The organism is Streptomyces sp. NPDC003016, assembly GCF_053591455.1.
Window position 1 is genome coordinate 78,778 of the sequence record NZ_JBSFTV010000022.1, and the last position, 23,429, is coordinate 102,206.

General features: G+C 68.3%; 8 protein-coding genes. 6 read left to right on the plus strand and 2 right to left on the minus strand.

All coding sequences use genetic code 11. The annotated features are described in order from the left end of the window. Nucleotides 1-46 precede the first annotated feature (46 nt). The 3 genes from ACWDZ4_RS20500 to ACWDZ4_RS20510 are packed head-to-tail and all read left to right on the plus strand — an operon-like array spanning nucleotide 47 to nucleotide 18,720. The gene (locus ACWDZ4_RS20500; protein ID WP_451509827.1) at nucleotides 47-18,244 is read left to right on the plus strand and encodes a helicase-related protein; all 18,198 of its coding nucleotides are present in this window, start codon (nucleotides 47-49) and stop codon (nucleotides 18,242-18,244) included. Between the two features lie 15 nt (nucleotides 18,245-18,259). Continuing rightward, nucleotides 18,260-18,490: a hypothetical protein gene (locus ACWDZ4_RS20505; protein ID WP_451509828.1), complete on the plus strand. Its 231-nt coding sequence runs from the start codon at nucleotides 18,260-18,262 to the stop codon at nucleotides 18,488-18,490. Between the two features lie 38 nt (nucleotides 18,491-18,528). After that, nucleotides 18,529-18,720: a hypothetical protein gene (locus ACWDZ4_RS20510; RefSeq protein ID WP_451509829.1), complete on the plus strand. Its 192-nt coding sequence runs from the start codon at nucleotides 18,529-18,531 to the stop codon at nucleotides 18,718-18,720. 3 nt (nucleotides 18,721-18,723) lie between these two features. Here the strand turns inward: ACWDZ4_RS20510 and ACWDZ4_RS20515 are convergent, their stop codons facing one another. Together ACWDZ4_RS20515 and ACWDZ4_RS20520 are read right to left on the minus strand one after the other, a co-directional pair. Further along, nucleotides 18,724-18,972, minus strand: coding sequence for a hypothetical protein (locus tag ACWDZ4_RS20515; protein WP_451509830.1), 249 nt, complete (start codon nucleotides 18,970-18,972; stop codon nucleotides 18,724-18,726). Next, nucleotides 18,969-19,223 (minus strand): hypothetical protein, encoded by a 255-nt coding sequence (locus tag ACWDZ4_RS20520; protein ID WP_451509831.1) that lies wholly within the window; start codon nucleotides 19,221-19,223, stop codon nucleotides 18,969-18,971. Before ACWDZ4_RS20520 ends, ACWDZ4_RS20515 begins: the two co-directional genes overlap by 4 nt. 84 nt (nucleotides 19,224-19,307) lie before the next feature. Here ACWDZ4_RS20520 and ACWDZ4_RS20525 point away from each other — a divergent pair, with 84 nt between their 5' ends. The 3 genes from ACWDZ4_RS20525 to ACWDZ4_RS20535 all read left to right on the plus strand — a co-directional run bounded on the left by ACWDZ4_RS20525 (nucleotide 19,308) and on the right by ACWDZ4_RS20535 (nucleotide 23,417). Further along, nucleotides 19,308-19,898, plus strand: coding sequence for a hypothetical protein (locus tag ACWDZ4_RS20525; protein WP_451509832.1), 591 nt, complete (start codon nucleotides 19,308-19,310; stop codon nucleotides 19,896-19,898). 80 nt (nucleotides 19,899-19,978) lie between these two features. Continuing rightward, nucleotides 19,979-21,943 (plus strand): HK97 family phage prohead protease, encoded by a 1,965-nt coding sequence (locus ACWDZ4_RS20530; protein ID WP_451509833.1) that lies wholly within the window; start codon nucleotides 19,979-19,981, stop codon nucleotides 21,941-21,943. Between the two features lie 166 nt (nucleotides 21,944-22,109). Continuing rightward, nucleotides 22,110-23,417 carry a phage major capsid protein gene (locus ACWDZ4_RS20535; RefSeq protein WP_451509834.1) on the plus strand — a complete coding sequence of 436 codons (1,308 nt, stop codon included), beginning with the start codon at nucleotides 22,110-22,112 and terminating at the stop codon, nucleotides 23,415-23,417. The last annotated feature ends 12 nt before the right edge of the window (nucleotides 23,418-23,429 follow it).

Consider the following 23,429-nt stretch of genomic DNA (forward strand, 5'->3'; position numbering starts at 1 on the left):
ACTGAGCCCAAGACGTTAACCCCTCGCGGTGTGCATGGTCCGCCTCATGCAGATCAATAACGCCGCCGACCGTATCTCCGCCTCTCTCGAAGAGAAGCGGAGCCGCCGCCCCTGGAACTCTGATCTGCATCCGCGTGATTCCAAGGGACGCTTCATTGAGACCGGCGGTATCGCCCGCCTGTGGGGTGGTGGCATCGCCCGCGTGGTGCGTGCCCTGGGCGGGCGCAACGTCCTCGTGGAGGACACCACCACTCACAAGCGGTCCACGATCCACGCCTCGCGCCTCACCATGGTCGCGCGCCCCGACGGCACCGCCCCCACGAAGAGCAAGCGCAAGGTGCGCGACGAGGACTCGCGTCGCGTGGGCGACCAGCGGCGCGGTACCGGCCTGGACACCGATGACGTAGGCGACCACGGCGACACCCCCGACGACCCGCACGACAGGGACGACGAGGGCGAAGACATTGGCGAGGACGAGGAGGACCAGGACCTCGGCGAGGGGCCCGAGCCCGAGGATGACGACCTCCTCGTTCCCCGCGGCAGGGTCTTCCAGGACGGAGAGCAGGCCACACAGAACCCTGCGCCGGGTATCCAATACGACGCCCTTGACATGCCGGGCTCAGCCTTGGCCCGGCACCGTCACGGGAAGGGTGCTGCTCTGCGCACCCCTGGGCCCAAGACGGACAAGCATAAGTTCGTCAACCACGAGCACGCCCAGGAAGCTGCCGACGAGCTGATCACCGATTACCTCGATCCGCTCAACGACGTGTGGGACGACCAGTGGGACGACAGGGACGCCCGCGACGCTTACGAGCAGCTCTCCGATGCCCTGTCTGTGAGCTTGAGCGCCCAGTACGCCCACGACGACCAGGCAGAACAGCGCAAGATCGCGGAGCTGTATGACCTCTCAGACCTCGCCGAACATCTTTCCTCACTCGCCGAAGATGCGAAGAAGGAGGATATTGCGGAGGCCGCCGCCACCTTGGCGTCCGCCCTCGAACTGGCCCACAGCCGCTTCACCGCCCACGGCGACAAGCCCATCCCCAACCCCCGCAAGGGTCATGCCCCCAACAACGCCTGGCAGCCGCGCCCCGTCAAGCGGGCAGCGGCCAAGCCGGGGCGGCGCAGAGACCCCAGCCGCCCCTTCAAGACGCTGGACGATGTCCGCAGCCACTGGGCCAGCGGCAAGATCACCCCGTTCACTGCGGACAAGGACAAGCAGACCCGGCACGCCCAGGCCACCGCCGAGCTGTTCGAGAAGCTGGAGAAGCCTCAGCTCTCCCGCAACGGCAACTTCGTCATCGCGAAGATGACCACAGAGAAGGACGGACAGCGCAAGACCGGCTACGCGGTGATCCTTGCCGACAGCGGTGTTCGTCTCACCGCGTCGGACCGCAAGGGCGAAGCCGTCGAGTTCGCCAACCGCCTGGAGGCCGGGCAGATCGGCGGCAAGCCGTTCGACTGGAAGTCCCCCGGCTACCACTCCCGCCTCGCGAGCCCCGAAGGCCAGGAGATGGTGCGCCGCGCCGGCGTCGAGGCACAGCAGGCGTTCACCGCGAAGGCCACGAAGAAGCGCGTCGGGGCCGCCGCCCGCAACACCCCCGCTCTGGCGACACCGGAGACCGCAGCCGCCCAGCAGATCAGCGAGCGCACCGGTGTTCCCGCCCCGAACGTCGCTGTCGGACACATCGGCCCGGGAGAAGGGCAGCAGACCTCCGCGCCGGCCCCGGGCAAGCCGCTCGGGGATGAACGGGGCCGCCCCCGCAGCAGCGAGGAGCTGCGCGAGTTCTGGAAGCGCGGCGGTGACGACTCCACGCCGGAGGCCCAGCGCGACCAGCTGCGGAAGTTCGCCAACGACCCGAATATCACTCTGCACCTGGCTGACCACCGCGGCCTGGTCCTCCTGGAACGCAAGCGCGACGGCCGTCCGGCCCAGTTTGAGGTGCGGGCTGCCGGCACCGCGCGTCCCCTCATCGGCCTCGGCACCCGGGGCATTCACTCCTACGGCGACTTCGAGGACCGCGACACCGCCGACCGTTTCACGCTCTACCTCGGCAGCAACCTCCGCCACCAGGACGGGCGCACCGTGGACTGGGGCGGCCCGCGGCTGAACAAGGAGCTGAACGAGTTCCGGGACAAGGACGGCCAGTCGGCGGGGAAGGCGATCTGGCAGATCGCTGGGGAGTTCGACCGGCAGCGCGGCGTTACCGACAGCGCTGCCGCCCGCTTCGGCCGATCGAAGCCTGCTCAGAACAACGAGCAGCGCGAGACCAGCCCCAACGCTGTCGAACCTGCGGCAGCCAACGCCGAGCCGGAGCAGCGCGGTAAATCGCAGACGGTGCAGCCGGGTGGGCCCACCGGGCCGAAGGCGCGGGACTACTCGCAGGTGGCACGCGAAGACCTTGACACCGTTTACGAGGAGGCTGTCAGGGCCTGGGCTGACGGTGAGTACGAGGATGACGCCCGCAAGGCCGCGCGTGCCAAGGCTGAGGTTGATGCCATCCTCGCCGAGGCTCAGCGGCGCGACGCCGAGGAGCACTCCGGCCGGCTCGCCCGCGTCAAGCTCGGTGCGGTCAACGACAAGGGTGACCAGCCGGTTGCCATCGACGGCGACAAGGAGGGCATGGCGACCCTTCAGGGTTCGACCGGCCATTGGAAGTGGAACCGGCTGGGACGTGGCACGCGTTACAGCTCCGAGAAGACGTTCCTGACCCGGGAAGCGGCTCTGGCCGACCTGGTGCGGGAACGCGACGAAGAGCACGCCCCTGCACCCGAGCCTGTCCCCGACCTGGCCGAGGAGCCGACTGGCCAGGACGCGGATATGGCGGTCGCGGCGGCACTGGATCTTGCATCTCAGCAACTCATACCGGCATTCAACAGCCTGCGGACCCTGCACAGTGGGGACGCTGTCGTGGAGCTCGCACAGCGGGCTGGCACCGTCGTGAAACAGCACGAGCAGGGCGAACTGTCGTCGTTGGATGCAATCTCCGAGTTCCAGGCCGTACTGGACGACGTCCAACGCGCTACCCGCGGCCTCCAAGGCCGGGACAACATCTACATCCAGAGCCTGCTGCGCACCGCCCGTGAAAATGTGGGCGTAGCGCGGGCAGCGCTGGCCGATCAGAGGAAGAAGGACACAGACAGTGGCGTACGAGGATCTGGTGCGAACGTTCTGGCGGACGTACCGGCCGGGCGAGGTGGAGCGGATGGGCAACACCGCGCTGGAGGAGTTCGTGCAGCAGCGGGCACAGGAGATCGAGGAGGGAATCAGCGAACTGGCGGACGAGCTGGCACCGCCGATGAAGGAGGGAACGGACGTTCGGGAGCGCGCCGGGGAGCTGAAGACCGCCCGGTTCAACGCCAGGGCGTCGATTCTTCAGGACCTGGTGTACGGGATGGAGAAGGAGCCGGGGACGGAGGAGAAGGACATGCCTCGCGTGTACCTGCCGCCGCTGGACGGGTAGCGTTCGGCAGCCCCGAACAGGAAGCGGCCGCCCCCGCCTTCGAGCCTCCGGCCAACGGCGAACCGCTCACCCCCTCCACCCCGCTCAACAGGGTGAAGGCGAATATCGCCGCGATCGAGATCCTGCACCGGCTGGAGGCCGAGCAGCGCCCCGCGACTGCGGAGGAGCAGAAAGAGCTGGCCCGCTGGTCGGGCTGGGGTGCCACCCCGCAGGTCTTCAAGCCGAAGCCCGACGAGCAGTTCGCGCCTCTCCAGAAGAAGCTGCAAGAGCTGCTGAGCGAGGACGAGTGGCGCGAGGCACGCGCCAACACCAAGAACGCGCACTACACCGACCCGCGGATCGTCCAGCAGATTTGGGATGCCGTCGGCAACCTCGGGTTCGACGGCGGCGACGTGCTGGAGCCGGGTTCCGGCTCCGGTAACTTCATCGGCTACGCGCCCGAGGCGGCGCGCATGATGGGCGTCGAGCTCGACCCGATCACGGCCCGCATCTCCAAGGCCCTCTACCCGCACGCCGATGTCCGCCACGAGAGCTTCGGCGACACCCGGGCCCCCAACGGCACCTTCGACCTGACCATCGGCAACGTGCCGTTCGGCCGGTACAAGGTGCCCGACCTGATCCACAACAAGGGCAACCACAGCGTCCACAACCACTTCATCCTGAAGTCGCTGGAGCTGACCCGGCCCGGCGGCCTGGTCGCGGTGGTCACCTCCTCCTTGACGATGGACGGTCACGGGCAGCATGCCGAGTCCGCCCGTATGGAGATGGCGTCCAAGGGCGAGCTGGTCGGCGCGATACGTCTGCCGTCGGGAGCGCACCAGCGCACCGCCGGCACTGGCGTCGTCACCGACCTGCTGATCTTCCGCCGGCGCGAGCGCGACAAGGCGTTCACCTCGGGTCGCACCCGGAAGAAGGAGATCAAGGATCTGTCCGAGCGGGGTCCGGGTGACCCCCCGATGTGGGTTCACTCCCTGCCCCGGTTTGGGCTGCCCGGCCAACTGGACCCGGCGGAGGACGAGCAGGCTGTCCCGGTCCACTACAACTCGTACTTCCATGACCGGCCCGAGCAGATCCTTGGTGAGTTGTCGGTCGGCCACGGCATGAACCGCGCGAATGAGCTGCGGGTGGACGGCGACGGCGACCCCATCGCGAACCTGCACAACGCCCTGAAGCGCACGGTTGCCGAGGCGAACGACGCCGGCCTTGCCTACCAGGCCCCGCCGAAGGACCGAAAGCGCGTCAAGCTGCTGCCGCCCGGCTCCCCTCGCGTGGACGGGCACGTGCAGGCCGAGCCCGATGGCACCTTCACCCAGGTCCGCGACGGCATGGTGCACCCGTTCCCGGTGTCGCAGAAGCAGGCGGACGAGGCCCGCCGCCTCCTCTCGCTGCGTGACACCTTCCAGTCGCTGCTTGCCGAGGAGTCCCGCAAGGACGCCGACGAGTCGCTGATCGATCGGATGCGTACCGCGCTGAACGAGCAGTACGAGGCGTACGCGGAGAAGTACGGGGCCATCAACCGGTTCGAGTGGGCGCACACCACCGTCACTGACCCCACGACCGGAGAACGCGTCAAGAAGGCGTACCGGAAGAAGGCGCCGCGCGGCGGGCTGTTCTCCAAAGACCCGACCATGCGAAACATCGCGGGCTTGGACGACTACGACGACATCACGAAAACGACCACCCGGGCGGCGATCTTCGGGAAGCGGCAGGGCACCTACCGGGAGATCGCCGAGCGTGCGGAGGCTCCCCAGGACGCGCTCGCGGTCGTGCTGGAACAGCAGGGCGAACTGACCCCTGACGGCCTGGCCCGGGTCATGGACACGGACACGGAGCACGCGACCGCGCGGCTTCTGGCCGCCCGCTCCATCGACCCCGATACCGGTGTCTCGTACCCGCTGGCGTTCGAGGACCCCAGCGGGGCACTGGTGCCCACGGCCGACTACCTGTCCGGCAACGTGCGGGAGAAGCTGGAGGAGGCTCGGCGGGCCGCGGTGGACGACCCGCGCTTCGAGGTGAACGTCGAGCACCTGGAGCGGGTCATCCCGCCGGACCTGTCCACCGGTGAGATCGCGGCTCCCATGGGCGCGTCCTGGATCGGCCAGGAGGCCGTACAGCAATTCCTGCGCGAAACGCTCGGCTCTAAGGACATCACCGTGTCCTGGCAGGGCGGAGCACTGTGGGCCGTAGACGCCCCCGCCGGCATCAAGAACCAGATCGCCTACCGCACGCGCGACACGTGGAGCGTGCCCGGCTACGACGCGCTGAAGCTGGCCGAAGCGATCCTCACCAACAAGAAGATCCGCGTCACGATCCAGACCCGGGAAGGGACGGTCTTCGACCAGAAGGGCACTGATGACGCCAACGCCAGGGCCGAGCAGCTCAAGGAGGCCTTCACAGACTGGCTGTGGACTGACCCCGACCGGGCCGAGATCCACAAGCGCCGCTACAACGACACGTTCAACAGCATGGCGCCCCGCTCCTACGACGGGCAGCGACGCACCATGCCGGGCCTGGTGGAGTGGTTCAAGCCCCACGCCCACCAGCACGCGGCCGTCTCCCGGATGGTCAATGAGCCGGCCGTGCTACTCGCCCACGAGGTCGGTGCTGGCAAGACAGCCGAAATGACCATGGGCGTGATGGAGCTGCGGCGCCTCGGCCTGGTCAACAAGGCCGCGATGGTGGTCCCCGGCCACATGCTGGACCAGTTCCGCACAGAGTTCGCCGAGCTCTACCCCGAGTCCGTCGCGAACAACCGCATCCTGACCGCTGGCAGCGACGACCTGGCTGGCAATGGGCGACGCGAGTTCATCGCTCGCGCAGCGTCCGGTGACTACGACGCCATCATCATGACGCAGACCGCGTTCGAGTCGATCCAGATGCGCCCCGAAGTGCAGGAACGTTACATCCTGCGGCAGCTCGAAGCCCTCGAAGAGAAGATCCGCAGGCAGAAGGAGATCGACGGGGAGGACAACGACACCCGCCTGGTCAAGCGGATGGAGACCCAGCTCTCCAACCGCCGCGAAAAGCTGACGAAGAAGCTGAACGGCCTCAAAGACGCTGCTGGCCTGCACTTCGAGGACATGGGCATCGACTACCTGGTCGTAGACGAAGCCCACATGTACAAGAACCTGTACACACCGTCCTCCATCGACTCAGCAGCGATCGAAGGATCGAACCGGGCCTCCGACCTGGAAATGAAGCTGGAGTACCTGCGCGAGCACACCGGCTCCGGCCGAGTCGTGACGTTCGCGACGGCTACCCCGGTAGCGAACTCCATCACCGAAGTCCACACGATGATGCGCTACCTGCGCCCCGACCTGCTCCAACAGCTCGGCATCGAGGACTTCGACGACTTCGCGTCCGCATTCGGGCAGATGGTGAGCGCGATCGAGCGCTCCGCAGACGGCTCGTACTCGGAGAAGACCCGCCTGGCCGCGTTCCAGAACGTGCCCGAGCTGATGCGGCTGTGGCGCGCCTTCGCCGACGTGAAGAACTCCGAAGACCTCGACCTGCCTGTCCCCGACGTGGCCGGCGGCAAGGCCGTGACGATCACCATGCCGCAGTCCGAAGCGCAGGTCGAATACGAAGAGCAGATCAAGCGGCGCGCCGCAGCTCTTGCAGGGGGAAACGTCGACCCGCGGGAGGACAACTACCTCAAGCTGATGTCGGACGGGCGGGCCGCAGCTCTCGACCCGCGGCTGCTTGACCCGGATCTCGGCGCCGGCAACAAGCTCCCCACGGTCGCGGACAACATCACCCGCATCTACGAGCAGACCAAAGACACCGTCTACCCGTCGTCCAAGAGCGACCCGACACCCCACGAGACGCCCGGCGGCCTTCAGATCGTCTTCCTCGACCTGGGAACGCCCAAGGACCCGGGCAAGACAAAGAAGCGTAAGAAGGTCGAGGGCGAGGCGGAAGCTCCGGCCGATGACGGCGCGGAAGAGGCCGTTACCAACTTCTCGACGTACGACGAGCTGAAGAGCCTGCTGATCGCGCGCGGTGTTCCCTCGGAAAAAATCCGCTTCATCCACGAGGCGAAGGACGACACAGCCAAGGCCCGCCTGTTCCACGAGGCACGCACCGGCAGGATCGCCGTGCTCCTCGGCTCCACGCAGAAGATGGGCACCGGCACCAACGTGCAACTGCGGGCCACCGCCCTGCACCACGTCGACGCACCCTGGCGCCCCGCTGACGTAGAACAGCGCAACGGCCGTGTCATCCGACAGGGCAACGCCAACAGCGAGGTGGCGATCTTCCAGTACGCCACCGAGCAGTCCACAGACGCCAAGTTCTGGGAAGCCATCGCCCGCAAGGCCCGCTTCATCCGTCAGCTCATGCGCGGATCACTGACCGAGCGCGTCGTCGAGGACATCGGCGAGATCAAGTTCGACGCGGACGAGTCCGCCGCACTGATCGCCGGCGACCCGCACCTGATCGCCCAGGCGAGCGTGCGTCCCATCGTCAAGCGGCTGCGGTCCCGCTCCAACGCTCACCAGCGCTCCCAGGAGGGCTTCAAGAAGTCGATCCGCGACGCCGAGATCGCCGAGGAGACCACCGCCACCCTCGTCGGTGAGCTGGAAGACGCCCTTGAGGGGCGGAAGAAGACCCGTGGCGCGGACTTCAATGCCCGCATCGGCAAGGTCGAGTTCACGGGCACGGAAGGACGTACGAAGGCCCGCGTCGCTCTGAACACGGCCCTGCGCGCAGTCCTTGCCGAAGGCCGGCAGGGGCGTTGGTCCGAAGACAGGACCCCGGAGGTCATCGGCCAGCTCGGCAACCTGGACATCACTGCTGTCTACGAGCAGAGGTGGGACTTCAACCGCAGCGCATACGTCCGCGGTGTCACCCTCAACATCCCCGCCCTTCCCGGCAGCCACCGCCTTTACCAAGACCACGAGCTCGTCGATACCGACGGCAAGCCGGCGCCGCTCCCCTTGATGCGACTGGAAGACGCGATAGCTGGCATCGAGACGCAGATCCGCCGCGCGCAGGACATGCTCGCCGACAAGAAGCGTGCAGCCGAGCAGGCACAGAGCCGTGTCGGCAAAGCCTTCGACATGGCCGACCAGTTGGACAAGTCCACCCAGCAGCTCGCCATCCTGGACGAGATCATGCGCCTCAAGGCGAGGTCCGGCGGTGATCCGAAGGAACGGGAAGACGCGATCAAGGCTCTCGACCGGGAGCTTCGCGAGCTGATCGGTGATGAGGAAGACATCCTCGCGCAGGTGTCGGCCCGCGACGTGAACCTGAGCCCGAAGACACCTGCTCCGCCGGCCGTGACGACGGACGAGGAGGGCCGGACACGGTTTGTTTGGCCGGACGCCGAAGCCCGGGAAGCAGCACGTGAGAAGGGGCGCGCCGCCAAGAGGGATGCAGCAGCAGCGCGACAGAAGGAGCGGGACCGGGTCGCCCCGCCGGTGGTGGACGCGCTCGCCATGAACAACGACGAGCTGGGCACGGAAGCCGAACGCCTGGCCGGGCTGATCGCCTCCGACGAAGCGAGCGAGGAGGATGTGCTGCGCCACGCGGGGCTGGAGCGCGAGCAGCAGCGCAGAGCAAAGAAGAACCCGTACGACAAGCCGTATCAGCCGCTAACCGAAGCGGTGGAAGAGACCACTCAGGCTGCGCCGGAGAATTCCGCCGGTACGTCGGCCGCCGCGCCGTATGCCAATAGCGTGGCCTGGCGTCGCGGCCTGACGTACGTCGATGCTGCGGAAGGCGCAGTCACTCGGGCCGCCGACGCCACCTGGGACCGCGAGGGCATGCCTGGCGCTGTACCGCTGCTCCGCCGCGCCCTGTTTGCGGCGCTCAACGCGCACGAAGACGACGACTACGAGGGGGCCGAACTCGGTCTCATCGACGCACGCGAGCGCGCCGTGGGCCTGCTGAGCACCCTTGAGGACAGCGAGCGCGGCACGATGGAAGAGCCGCTGCGTAACTTCCTGGATGCGATCGACGCCTACCTCCCCCGCCACCGGGCGACCCGCGCCAAGTGGGAGGCGCAGGACGAGCAGCACCGCAGTATCGAGAGCCAAGCACGCGCTGCCACGGAGAATGCGCCGTGGCGCACTCAGACCGGGCGGGAGCAGGCTGGTTCCGAGGGCGGAGGCCCGACCGCCGTCACGGGGCAAGAGGAGCAGCCGAGCGGCACCGGCGAAGGCACTGTGCCGGAGATGTCTGGGGTGGTGGCCGAGAGGTTCCGTGCCTTGGAGGAGGCAGGCGTTGACGGGTCCCTGCGTAAGGACTGGCGTGAGGCGGAAGCTGCCTTCGCCGGCGGCGACACGGACCGGGGCGCGCTGAATCTCTACATCGCAAGCCGCAGTGCATGGCATATGGGCACCAGCACGGTCCGCCCGCTCCCGGACGAACTGGCTGCCAACCTGCGGGCCTTTGCTGTCGAGGCGCAGCACACTGCGCTGCGGCACAAGCCGCTTGAGGAAGGCGAGCGGCTGACGTCGTACCGCGACCTCAAGGAAGGCGACATCGTCCGTGAGGCCTTCGGCCCCAACCGGTACATGGTCATCAAGCAAGACGCCAGTGCCCGCGTAAATGACCACGAGGTGTGGGTAGACGGCTCCGACCTCGGCCGCGATGGCGGCGCCTTCGGCTTCCAGCCGGCCGACTTCCTCGTCGTGCAGGGCGAGAGGGACAGTGATCCCGTTCAAAGGTTCATTGCCACAGAGGAGCAGCGAGCGGTCGAGAAGGAGGCTGAACGGCGAGAGAGGGAAGCCAGACGAGCAGCCAGGCAGGCTGAGGAACGGCAGGCCGAAGAAGCCGGAGCGGAGGGCGACCTGGTTGCACCCGACGGCCTTACCGTCGGTGACCGGATCACGGTGCGCGGGCGTGACAACCGGGGGCAGGCCACCACCGTCTCGGGGCGGCTTCTTGCCGAGCCGCAGAAGGTCACCGCGATCCGCAACGGCGTGAAGACGCTGTCGTGGCGCCTGTACGTCGGTGAGGAGGGCGACGAGGCGAATCTCCGCAACCTGGTCACCATCGCCAGGGATGAGCATGTGGAGCGGCACGCCGACGCCACGCCGTCACAGAACGCCGCCAAGGAGCCCGCAGAGAGCCGTTCTGCCGACAACAGCGATGAGGCGGAAACCGTCGCGCCTCAAGACCTCTCGGTCGACGACTACGTTCGAGCTGAGACACAGAACAGCGCTGGCAACTCCGTAGTCCGTGAGGGGTACCTCCGTGCTAAGCCGGAGCCAGCCACCGTAACTGTGGACGGTGAGGAACGCGCCGGGTACAAACTGTTCCTCGGTCGGCACGATGGCGTCCACCCTCAACACCACCCTGTCTTCGTCCCGGATGGACAAGCCGTCACACGGGCGAACAACCCGGCCATGGTCGGTCGAACCGAATCGAACGACTTCGGATGGAAGGGCGCCGGCGACACCCGCGAGTCCCTGGACGCGAGCCGAGCAGGCGCACCTGACGTGGAACACGGTGAGCTGCATGTGCACGGTACTGAGGTGGGCCGCGCGGTCTACGTCGGTGGCAAGCGCATCGGTCTCATCCTGCAAGACCCGATTGCGCTCCATGCTTCGGGCATACGCGACTGGCGCGGTTACCTCGATGACAGCGGCTTTGTCTCCCACCGCCGGGACAGGCCCAACTGGGTGGAGGGCGAATTCCGCACCGTGGACGCTCCTGGCCTAGCCGTCGCGGATCTCGTTGCGGCATACCAGTCCGGAACGCCCGGGAGCGGTCACGTCGCTCCGTACGTCGCGTCGGACAACTGGTACGCCCAGAGGCTCCTGAAGAGGCAGCGCCTCGGCGCTATGGATGAGTCAGCTCCCCGGTTCGCTCCACCGCCGAGGGAAATGAGCTCCGCCGACAGTGCTCAGGAAATCTCTGAAGTCATCCGGATGTACGAGGAGTGGCTGGCCAACGCGGGTAACGACCCTGATGACACCTATTCCAGTCTGCTGGCGAAGGCGAAGCTGGCCCTGGCGGAGGTCCAGACGTCTGATCGCGTCGAGCAGGCGCCAGGCGCGTCGTCCGCAGCGGACACCGCGGACGACGAGACCGAAGTCCTCGACCCGGACCAGGTGTCGGTCGACGACTACGTTCGAGCTGAGACGCAGAACACCGCTGGCAACTCCGTAATCCGTGAGGGATACGTCCTTGCCGATCCGGAGCAGGTCACCGCTACCCGCAACAAAGAGCGGATCAAGGCGTGGAGGCTCTACATCGGCCGACAGGGCGAGAAGCCGTCACCCCGAAACGCGGTAACGATCCTCCTGGACGAGAAGGTCGAGCGCCTGAGCGCACCGGAATCTGAGGACGCCCAGCGTTTCGGTGGCCCGGGAGCGCCGCAGGGAGAGGCGGAGCGCGTTTCTGCTTCCGGCACGGAATCAGAAACGTTCGACAGCGTGCCCAGCCCGCGCATCAGCTTCCCCCAGTGGCCGTGGCAGGAAAAGACCGACGAGCAGCTGGACGACTGGATCAAGGAGTTGGAGCTGTGGCTTCGCGACGAGGCCCCGAAGCTTCCGGCCGATGACCAAACGCCTCACTGGGCGCGCCGGAACCTGGAGAAGCTGAAGAGGCACCGCGAGGAGCGTAAGAACGTCCGCGTCAGGGATGCAGAGAAGCTGGGCGGCGAGGAGCGGATTCGGGCCTTCGTGGACCGCGCCGAGTTGGAGGCGCTCGACATGTCGTCCACCGTTGGCGACAAGGAGGGATGGCGTGTGAAGGTCGGCGGCGAAGAGGCCGGCCGTGTCCTTCAGTTCGGTGCGCAGTGGAACACCGAGGACGATAACCACCTGGGGGGTACTGGTGAGTGGCACGACCGTGACCATGCGGTTGCGGCCCTCGTAGCCGCGTATGACGAGCGCCGCGCCGAGGAAGGTGGCGAGTCCACCGCCAGTGGAGACAGCGAGGACGAGAACACAGCGGGCAGCCGCCGCGGGGAGAACTCCGGCGGTGAAAGCCGTAGCCGGGGTGCAGGCAGGGGCGGTCAGCAGTCCCCGGACAGCGGTGTTTCGGACACGCCAGGCGACGACAACAGCGCGCCAGAGGGCGCCGCAGGCCAGAAGGAAGAGGAGGAGCGGGGAGACGGGCAGCGTCGCCAGCGCCGCCGCGACCGCGACCGCAACCGCCCGGAGAACGGGGCGGACAAGCCCGGCGCTGCGGGCGGCCGCCCGTTCATCCCGCACATCCCTGACAACCGCGACCGGGACAGGGATAACGACGACGACCGCAGCACGTCGGCGGACCTGGACGAACCACGTCGGCTGAAGGCGCTGCTGGCCCGCTACCGTTCCGGCGAGGCTCCAGTCCCGAGCGGGACTGACCCCGAGCAGCACGCCGAGTACCTGCGTCAGCTCGCCAGTAACGACAGCCTCACGTTGTCGCCCGGCGGCGGCCTGGTCACCTGGACCAACACTGGCAGAACCTGGCGTTTCGGGATCGCGGCAAGTGGCCTGCACCTGGAAGGCTGGGAGGCGGACGGCGAAGCAATCGGCGGCCGGGAAGGCGCACGCCGCCTTGCGGGCGCGTACGAGCAGCTGCGGGATGCCGACGGTGAATTGATCGACTGGGCCAGCCCTACCCTCGGCGAGGAGCAGCTGGGCCGGTGGCAGAGCCCGGACGGTACGTCCCTGGCCGGAGCAGTCAGCCGGACTCGGAACGTGTTCGCTGATCTGCGCGGTAAAGAGGCACCCCAGGGTGAGGACGAGCCGGGTGGTAGCGGGCAGCAGTCCAGCGCTCCTGACGCCGAGCCCGTAGCCGGCGGTGAGGGCGCTGCGCAGTCCTTTGCGGGTGCCGCGGACGGAACAGCTGAAAGGGGCAACGCTGCTGGTGCAGGGCCTGGCCAGTCGGAGAGCGCACGGACTGATGAGACTTCCACCGACCCGGCGGAGAGCGGTAGCGGGGAGTCGGCAGCGAGCGGTGCACCAAGCGGTGATGGCTGGAAGATCCCTCCCAAGGAGGCGTGGAGGGGGTTGGAGGAAGGGCCGGGCCACGTACTCAATGCGGAAGGCGAGCGGCTGTTCTTCACCCCCGAACAAAGGCAGGCGTTGGCTGCGGAAGCTGTCGTGCTGACTCCCGTGGTGCGCTCAGACAGTGAGGGGCAGGTGTGGCGCAATGGCCGGCGGATCGGTGAACTGCACGGGCCGCACCTCCATGCCCATTACCAGGACGACGCGGTAGAGAGCTGGCATAGCTGGTCTCCCTTCAGCGCCGAATCGCCGAATTTCGCCAGCCGGGAAGCAGCATTGGCTCACCTGGTTCTGCGGGAGCGGGCACGGAATGCTGATCCGAGCCATGTAGACCCGGGCCTGGCGAACAAGCTGGATCTGGCAGTCCAGATTGATCTGCCCGAGACCTTGGGGGGGCCGGAGTTCAACGACGAAGAGGTGGCACGCTACGACGCGCTGCGCAGCCTCCTCGTGGCGCTCGGCAACGGGATCACGCCGAGCGGGAACACCGCCGATGATCTCGTGCAGGCGCACGATGAGCTGCTGTGGATGGCCACGCGTTACACACCGCCCGAGCCCACTGGCAACAAGCGGAAGATGGGCGGCCCGAAGTACGTCGCACGCTCGATTGAGAAGTACCTCGACCTTCTGCGGCCCGAGGACCCGCGGGCTGCTCACCACGAGGCCCGCCTCAACCGCGCTGCTCAGCAGTTTTTCAACGAGCTGATGGAGAGCGGCGGTGAGGAACGAGCAACTTCCGTAGCCGTGGCCGATATCCGCAAGGGCGACATCGTCAAGCTCAGCGGGCGTGTCACCACGTACGGCGGTGCTACGGGTACCAAGACCGGGTATGTGGTTGACGAGCCGAAAAAGGCCACGCTCACCTACGACGGCAAGCGTCACAAGGCTTGGCGTATCACCCTCAGCCCCGATCCGTGGGAAAGCTCACGGCACCCCGTCGACACCGAGACCTTTATCATCCCTGCGGACAGGGAAGGTCTCCTGCTCGTGCGAGCCGAAGACGTGAACATTCCGGTCGACGAGCATCGCTACGAACTCCCCGGCGGAGAGGAGTCTCGCGACGGCTCGGACCAGAACAGCAGCGCAGCGCAGGACGGCAATACCCCTGGTGCTTCTGGCGCCCGTGAATCCGGGCTGGGCTCCGACGGGCATAGCGCGGAACAGGCCGCCGACGGCGCGCCCCGGGGGGACGACAGCCGATCGGCTCAGGGCACGTCTGCCCCCGTCACGTCACAGACAGCGGGCGGCGACAGCAACACCACCAGCGCATCCGGGCAGGCCGCAGCATCGGCCGGGGAACTCCCTGGCAGGCAGCCAGAGCCCAGCTCCCGCCGCGAGCGCCAGGACCAGCCTGGTGGCGGCCGCCCTGCCGAAGGTGCGCCTACCGCGCCCGAGCATGTTGGGGGCCGGCCTGCTGAGTGGGTCAAGGTCAGCGACCTCGAACTCGGTGACCTCGTTCGGCTTGACGGCATCACCAGGGGTGGTAAGCCGCGCACTCTGGCGGGGTACGTCGCAGACGGCCCCAAGGAGGTTCCGACCGTCAAGGCCCGCCGCGTTCAGGGCATGTACCGCGTCTTGATCTCGGACGCCCCCGACGGCCGCGGCAAGCGTGAGTCCGTATGGGTGCCCACCGACGCCACCGCGGCGCGCGCCACCCGCGACGACTCCGACCAGGTCGATGGTGGCCCGCTGACTGGCGCGGAATCGGATGTCCTCACCGATGGCATCGCCGGGCGGGTGCCCACAGACCGGTCCGGCAACGGCCTCTTCCCCGGCTCTGTCGTCACCGATGACAACGGCCGCGAAGGTGTCGTCACCGGGTCGAACGCCAGCAACGCCCGGGTGCAGTTCGGTGACGACCGTACGGACGACGCCCACGCACCCTCCTCCCTCAACGTCACCGACGGCGGCGCGGCCCGGCCCACCGGCTGGACCGCCGACGGGCGCCTCGTGCGGCCCGGGGATGTCGTGGGCGACCGCGACGGCAACAGGCTCGGCACCGTTGAGGACGTGGACGGCGACACCGCCACCGTCGCCACCCCCCAGGGAATGGCCGGCATTCCGATCGCAGACCTTCGTGTCCTCGGTGGCACGGCTGACTACACGCCCAGCGATGCCAAGGTGCAGCGGTTGGAACGGGTTCCGGCGAGCGATCTCCGCGAAGGCGACGTGGTCCTGGTAGACAACGGCACGACTGGGCTGAGCGCCGCCCGTGTGACTGGCAAGGAAGAACTCAACGCCGGGCACACGCGTATCACGGCGGTGGATGTAGCCACTGGCGAGGAGCACATCCTCAACGGCTCTGGCAGCTCCGTCTACACACGGGCCCTCGACACGGACGGCCAGGCGCCGGAGCTGGGTCCGGAAGACGCCCCGAGCAGCGACGGCGAGATCACCAGCTACGAACCGGCGCCGGCCGTGGACCCGGTGACCGGCCCCACCGTTGACCCGCAGCTCTCGCCCGAGGAACGCGACGCCATCGAGGACCGTGGGGAGGCGCCGACCGATGAACCCGAGGCGCAGCAAGCTGCGGCACGCGTCGCCAACGACCTGCCGGTCACTCCCGGTCAGGCGTCCGCGCTCGCCGACGAGCTGCGCGAGGGCGCCGACCCGTCCACGGCAGAGGGCCGGGCCGCCCAGCGGGCCGCCGATCACCTGGACGCGGCAGCGGGCAACGAGCCGGACAATGCGGGACGGCCGGAGCCGGGCACCGTGGCCTCCGTGGGCGTCGGTGACACCATCACACTGGCGAACGAGTTCGACCCGGACACCATGACGGCCTACCGCGTCGTGGCCATCCAGGAGGCTCCTGGTGGCGTGCTGCTCCTCACGATCGAGGATCAGGACGGGATGCGCTTCAAGCGGTCCCTCGCTGGCTCCGATCCGCTCTACCAGCTTCCCGACCCGCAAGCGCCGGCGGCCGACGGCGACGGTGAGCCGCGCGACCCGAACCCGGCGGCGGACCAGAATCAGATCCGGGCGGACTACGGGGACTCCGTGGTGCGCGCCGTCATCGACAACGCCATCCAGGGCACCACGACCCCGGGCAGCATTCACCAACTCCGCCAGCAGATCGCCGAACAGCTCACTCCCAAAGCTCTGCGCGCGGCCATGCGCCGGGCCCGCGACGGGGCGCTTACCGCGATCACCGACGTGGGGATCGACGGCGCCGAGCGCGATGAACTGGTGCGCTCGCTCCGTGCGGAGGCAGCCCGCGCGCGCAACGACGCCATCCGCGCCGCGGTGCGCACGCTGGATGACCTCGAGCCGCTGGATGGGGAGTCGCAGCAGGACACCGCCCGCCGGGCGGCCGACCTCCTGCGCCTCATACCCGAGGCCCTGCGTAACCGGCCCCGCACCGGCGACAGCACCGACGGCGACTTCCGCGCCGGTGACGCTGTGGCCCAGCACGTCGGCGAGGCATTGGGTGAAGCCCTCCAGGCTGCCGCATCCGGTGGTGAGCTGACCGAGGAGCGTCGGGCCGCGATCGTTGCGCAGCTCGCCGCACGTATGGCCGCCAGCCGCGATGCCGCAGCCCAGCGCATCGCTGCGAATGTGCCCGCCGGACGCCGCCCCGGGGTCTTCGCGCACATCGTGGCCGCACTGGTCGCCATCGCGCGGAAGGTCGTCGCCCTGGTCGCTGCGTTCCTCAAGGCCCTGGCGAAGGCGTGGCGGCGCGGCCGTGAAGGCGTACGGAACCTGCGCGAGCGCATCACACGTTTCCGCCGTGGCCTGATGCAGCGCATCAAGGCGTGGCCGGAGACTCGCCGCCTGCGCCGCCTGGCCGCTGCGGCGGACCTGCCGCAGCGAAGCGACGGCCTGCCGCTCGGTGACCGCGTTGCGCACTGGGCGCGGCTCCTACCAGCTCCGGGCCGCTTCGGGCAGGTTTCCCGCCGTGCTCGCTGGTACCGGCCTTCCAGCCGATCAACGCTGGCCGCCGGCCAGCTTCCGTCTGTCCAGGACGGGGTGCGGTGGACCATGGACCGCGCGGTCGACGGCGGGCCCGGCCCGCAGGCCCTGCGGCATCTGGCTGTCGTCCGGGCCGCCGGCCAGGACTTGGACACCGACGTGGCCGCGCGGCTCACCGCGGCGGCGCCGGAACTGGGGGATGACCCGCACGGCACCGTCCGGCACGCCGCTGACTACGCCGACAACGCCGGGCGGCGTCTTCGGGACCTGGAAGCGGCGGCGGCCGGGGGTGCGCCGGACGCGGACCTGGAGATCGCTGCGGCACGCGTCGAAGCGCAGGCTGCGCGGCAGGAAGCGCAGCGCCTTCAGCGGGCATACTCGGCGGCCCTGCCGGACGCCGTCCGCGAATCCCTGGCGCAGGTCAGGGAGATGGGCCCCGGCACGACGGCCACTTTGGTCCTGACCCCGGACAGCGACCCGGGCGCATCTCGCGCGCTCGCGGACATCTCCCAGTTCGTGCCCCGCGACTGGCTGGCCCCGACGGAATCCCGTTTCCTTGCTGCGCGCAGCGGTGACAGGGGTATGTACGACGGTGCCAGCAGGACCGCCACGGTCGCGGACCTCGGCGACGGGGGCCGGCGTACGGCCGCGCACGCTCTGCTGGCGCATCTCCAGCGGAACTACCCGGACCTGCTGGCCGCCCAGGAAGCGTTCCACTTCACTCGGACCCATGCGGGACGGGTCGGGGCGCGGCGCCGCACTTCTCTGGACGTGCTGCTTGGCCGCCTGTTCCGCAACCGGCTGCACCAGGGTTCTGCGGACGACATGGTGCCGCTCGGCCTGGCGACGCTGTTCTCCGGCGACTGGTACGAGGACGACGACCTACGGGCATTCCTTCTCGGACTGCTCGCCACCCGGTAGAAGAAGGAGACAAGCATGTTGGTGACGGGAACGCTGGACGACGGGGCGGCCTATCAGGTGGAGGTCACCGGCCGGGAAGACCGGCCGGTGACCGGCTCCCGCCGCGTGCGGGCCCTGGTCGAGCAGTACGCCGGGCAACCGGTCCTGCTCGGCCCGCTCGGGCCCCAGCGCACACTGGAGCCCACGGACATCACCGCGGTGCTCGCAGTGTTGAGGGCCCACACGCGGGTCGTGGAGGTGTCCTAAGCTGATTCGAGCGCCAGGCGGCGAGGGAGGGGTGATCCGTGCAGGGAAGACAGCACTTCGTACGGGACACAGTCGTGCTGGCCTGCGGTGCCCTGCTCGTCTTCGCGGCCGTGGTGCTTCCCGGTGACGGCCTCAGCGCGACGCGCTTCGCGGCCGGAGCCGTTGCCTACCTCCTCACGGCCGCCGGGTTCGTCCTTTTCGCACGGCGTACTGCGAGTTTGCAGCGGTGAGCTTCACACGGTGATCGCGAAGACCCAGAGGTGAGGATCTGGGCCCGGCAGGATCACGTAGTGGACGATGGCGGCGCTCGTCGTGATGACGCGCACCGTCTCGTCCATTTCGTACTTGTCGGCCTGCGGCCACGACCAGGGGTCGGAGCACGCGCGCAGTACCACGTTGTGCAGCTCCTCCTTGGCGGGGACCGGCAGGTTCTTGATGGTCTCGCCAACGTTCGCGGCGAACCGCGCGGGGATGGCCGTCACGCGCCGAAGACCTCGCCCATGCTCATCGTGCCGTCCTCGGACCGGCCATTGGACACCCACTTCTTGTACGCCGCGGCGGCGTGCATCTGCGCGCGAGCCTCGCGGAGCTCCGGACTCGATGCCGCGGCTTGATCCGCTTCCAGCACTGAGGCGACGTAGTCACCGATGTTCATGCCGGCGCGAGTCGCGGAGGCGCGCACCGCAGCGGCCAGCTCCTCGGGGACTCGCGCATTCAACTGAGTGGTAGCCATAGCAGAATCCTAGCGATTCGCTACGCGGGCCGACAGGGGGCCGGGGCAAGACGTAAGCCGGGACCTCCCGTCACTCTGCGCCGCGTGGACTACGCATATGCCGTGAAGGCTCTCCCCCAGACCGAAGACCCCGCCGCCGCGGCCCGGGGCGCTGTCCCCGAGGAGCCCGAACCTCAGCCCCCGCAGGAGGACGATGCCCGGCCCTGGGCCGGAGACGTCTACGACGAGGGTGACGAAAGCGACCCCGCGCATGCCTACGCCGCGTTCTCTGGTCAGTCCGGGGAGCAAGCCTGGCTGGACAAGGCCGAGGACGGGACGCTCACGGGCTGGGTGAGGGACGAGACCGGCCAGGTGTGGCGGTACTCGGACCCGGATGCCTGGGCGATCGACGTGGACGACTCCGGCATGGCGCAGACCGGTGGAAGCACCGGAGGCGAGATAGACGCGGAGCAGCAGCCCGCCGACGAGGTCCCGGACCCCTCGGCCACGGCGCCGGACGAGGGCTCTGACCCTTCGGTTACACCGCCGGGCGAGGGTCTGCCGCTCGACTTCGGCACTGCGGACGAGGTGGTGCTGGAAGACGACACCGAGCCGGAAAAGCCCGAAGGCGCCGAGAAGGCCCCCGACGAGGAGGAGGACGAGGAGGACGAGGAGGACGGCAAGCCGTGGAGCTGAGCCGCCAGACGGGCACCACGGGACGCTAACCCCCCTGTGAGGGCACGGTGCGCACCCAGCCCGCCCAGGAGGAACCCGCCGTGCCGAGAACACCGCCCGCGAACGCAACGTACCGCCGCACCGCCAACGGCAAGGGCATGGTGCGCGCCATCTACGCCGTCACCGGCGTCGTGGACGAGGTGCAAGACCTCATCGTCCCCGGCGCCTTCGCCCGCACTCTGGCCACCCGGCGAGTGAAAGCGGCCTGGCACCATGAGTGGAAGGACCCTGTCGGCATCGTCCTCGACATCGAGGAGTGGAAGCCCGGAGACCCCCGGTTCGCCTCGATACCCGGGGGCGCGGTGTGGCCGACGGGGGCCGGCGGCCTGGTCGCAACGGTCCAGTACAACCTGCGCACTACCCGGGGCCGCGACACCTACGAGCAGGTCAAGCAGTGGCACGAGAACGGCGAAGCGCAGTTCAGCATCGGCTACAAGGTCGTCACGGGCGGGGCGTCCAAGCGCCACGACGGCGTACGCATCATCCACGACCTGGACCTCTACGAGATCAGCCCGGTCCTGCACGGCGCCCACCCGATGACGCGCACATTGGAAGTCAAAGCCGCCTCCCCGGCTTCCGGAGGGGACCTGGAGCGCAAGGCAACGTGGTCCGCAGTGGAACTGAAGGCCGCTGAATCCCAGACCGGGCGCGGCGTGATGATTGCGCTGCGTCTGCCCGCGGACGTGGCCGCCAGCATCGCGCACCCCGGGGGCACACCGGCCGACCACCTGCACGTCACGCTCGCCTATCTCGGCGATGCCGGCGAGCTCGGCGGTCACCCCGACGACCTGCGCGACATCATCACCCCGGCCGTTACCGGCCGCGACACCCTCAAGGGCACCATCGGCGGCATCGGCCGCTTCCCCGATACCGGTGACGGAGAGCCCACCTGGGTGCCCCTGGACGTGCCCGGTCTCGCCGAGCTGCGCCAGCGCATCATGGACACGCTCAGCACCTCGGTGTACTCCGAAAAGGTCCGCACCAACCATGGGTTCACCCCGCACGTCACTCTCGGATACGACCTGCCGGACACCCCAGCGGTCCCGGCCACCCCAGTCACCTTCGACCAAGTGGCCGTCGTACGCGGCCCGGACACCCTGTTCGTGCCACTGGGCGGTGACCTGGATGAAGCGCCTGCCGCCGAGCCCGAGCCCGCCCCGGTCGAGGTGAAGTCGGCCGCACAGATCGTCCTGGAGGCCAAGTCCGCCGACGGGGCCAACCACAGCCGCCACCGCGCCGTGGAGCACAAGTCCGCCGCCCAGGTCGTACTCGAAGCCAAGTCCGCTCCGCCCCTGACGCTCCCTGGAGGAGCCATGCATCCACCCCTGCCCTTCTCCTACGAGCAGCTTCGGGACAAGTTGAGGGACGCGGCCCGCACTCTCCTGGCGTCCGAAAGCGACGACGAATGCTTCGTCGCGATCGAGGCGACGTACCCGGACCGGTTCATCGCCTCGCTCCACCTGCGCAACGAGAACACCACCTACGAGATCCCGTACACCGCGGCCGGCCGGGACATCGACCTCGGCACCCCTGCCCCCGTCGAACTCACCACCGTGGCAGTTCCGGTGGCTGGCAGCACCCACGCCGTCGCGGGAGACGAAGCGATCGAGGCGCGCTTCGTCCAGCCCACCGCCATGGCCCTGGAAGACGCCACAGCCCTCATCGAGATATCCGATGCCGAGCCCGCCCACCTGAGCCACCTCAAGCCCACCATCACCAAGCTGCTCACCACGCTCGCGAAGAAGGGACTCCCCATGAACGACACCACCCGTTCTGCCCCGGCCGGCTCTTCCCTGGACCTGTGGGACAGCGAATACGAGATCACGGACGGCTGGGACGACGAAACGGACGACGGCACCAGCGGCACCCCCTCCACGGACACGGACAGCACTGTTCCCCCGGGGAACACCGGCGAGGAGGAACCCAGCGACGACAACCAGGACGAGGAGACAGTCCACCTGAACGCTGACGAGGTGAAGGCAGCACTCGCATCGCTAGCCCTCTGAGCTGCGCAAACACCGGGCTCCCGGCATCGCGAACTTTCGCGCCCGGGAGCCCGAGACGTTAACTGCCGCACTCCTCTTTCATGCGCCTCGCGTTGAGGCGTCCCGGTGCTGGCCGGGCGAGCGACGCACGCAATCGCCCATCCAGCACAGGAGAGTGCAATCAGCCATGGCAACCGCCACCACCGACAAGAGCCTCCTCCCCGGCCTCAAGAAGCAGCTCGCCACGGAGACCGCAGAGGCCGAGCGCATCGCCGGCACCTTCAAGGAGGAAAACGGCGCGTTCGTTGTCAGCACCGAACAGCGCAACGCGTACGTCACAGCCGTCAAGAACGCCCAGGAGATCAAGGGGCTGATCGACGCCGCGACCGGCGCCGCATCCCTCAACGACTACCTCGACGCCCCCGACGGCTCCTCCGCAGCCGGCCAGTTCTACGGCGGCAACCCGGGCAACAGCTACGAGGCCAAGAGCCTCGGCGACATGTTCGTGGAGTCCGACGCGTACAAGGCCGCGGCCCGCGCCGACTTCAAGGACCGCCCCTTCATCCGTGCCGAGATGGAGGGCAAGTCCATCTTCAGCCTCTCCGCCGGAACCCACACCCACCAGGCCCTCGGCGGTGTTCAGGATCTCGGCATCACCGAGGCCCAGCGCCGCAAGTGGCACATCCGCGACCTGTTCCCGGCCGCCAAGACGAAGAACGCGGTGCTGCTCGGCATCCGTGAGACCGGGTGGGTCAACAACGCCGCACAGGTCGCCGAGCGCCGGGCCGCCGACGGCGTCAGCGCACCGACCGGCCTCGACACCGACGTGTTCGGCCGGGCCCCCCGCTCAAAGCTGAAGCTGGAGCCCGTGGCCTTCCCGATCGCAGAAATTTCCCACATGTTGGACGGACACAAGAACATCCTTTCGGATGAGCCGCGGCTGAAGCAGTTCATCAACTCGCGGCTCATCGAGGGCATCAAGTTCGCCGAGGACTTCGACCTCCTGCACTCCGTCGGTACCGACGGCACATCCCTCACCGGCCTGTTCAACACGCCGGGCGTCCAGCAGTACACCGGGGACCCGAAGGACAAGTTCTCAATCCAGATGCGCCGCGCCATGACGAAGTCGCTCCTGGCCGAGTACGAGCCGACCGGTGTCGTGCTCTCCCCGACCATGTGGGAGCACGTCGAGGTCGAAACCGACGACACCGGCGCGTTCCGCGTCGCGCTCCAGGTCGCCGTCGGCGCGCAGAAGAAGGTGTGGAGGGTCAACGTCGTGGAGACCACGGCCATGCCCGATGGGCAGTACCTTCTGGGCGCCTTCGGGATGGGTGCCCAGATCTACGACCGGGAGAACGTTTCCGTCACCGTCTCCAGCGAGAACAGCGACAACTTCGAGCGCGGTGTCCTCACGTTCCGCGCCGACGAAAGACTCGGGTTCGAAATTTCCCGACCTGAGAGCTTCGTCCTCGGCTCCTGGACCACTCCGAACTAACCGGCGGAGCAC

Excerpts from the sequence above, each read along its gene's own strand:
- ACWDZ4_RS20505 (WP_451509828.1), top strand. The coding sequence starts at position 18,260 with ATGTTGGTGACGGGAACGCTGGACGACGGGGCGGCCTATCAGGTGGAG.
- ACWDZ4_RS20520 (WP_451509831.1), bottom strand. The coding sequence starts at position 19,223 with ATGGCTACCACTCAGTTGAATGCGCGAGTCCCCGAGGAGCTGGCCGCT.
- ACWDZ4_RS20500 (WP_451509827.1), top strand. The coding sequence starts at position 47 with ATGCAGATCAATAACGCCGCCGACCGTATCTCCGCCTCTCTCGAAGAG.
- ACWDZ4_RS20535 (WP_451509834.1), top strand. The coding sequence starts at position 22,110 with ATGGCAACCGCCACCACCGACAAGAGCCTCCTCCCCGGCCTCAAGAAG.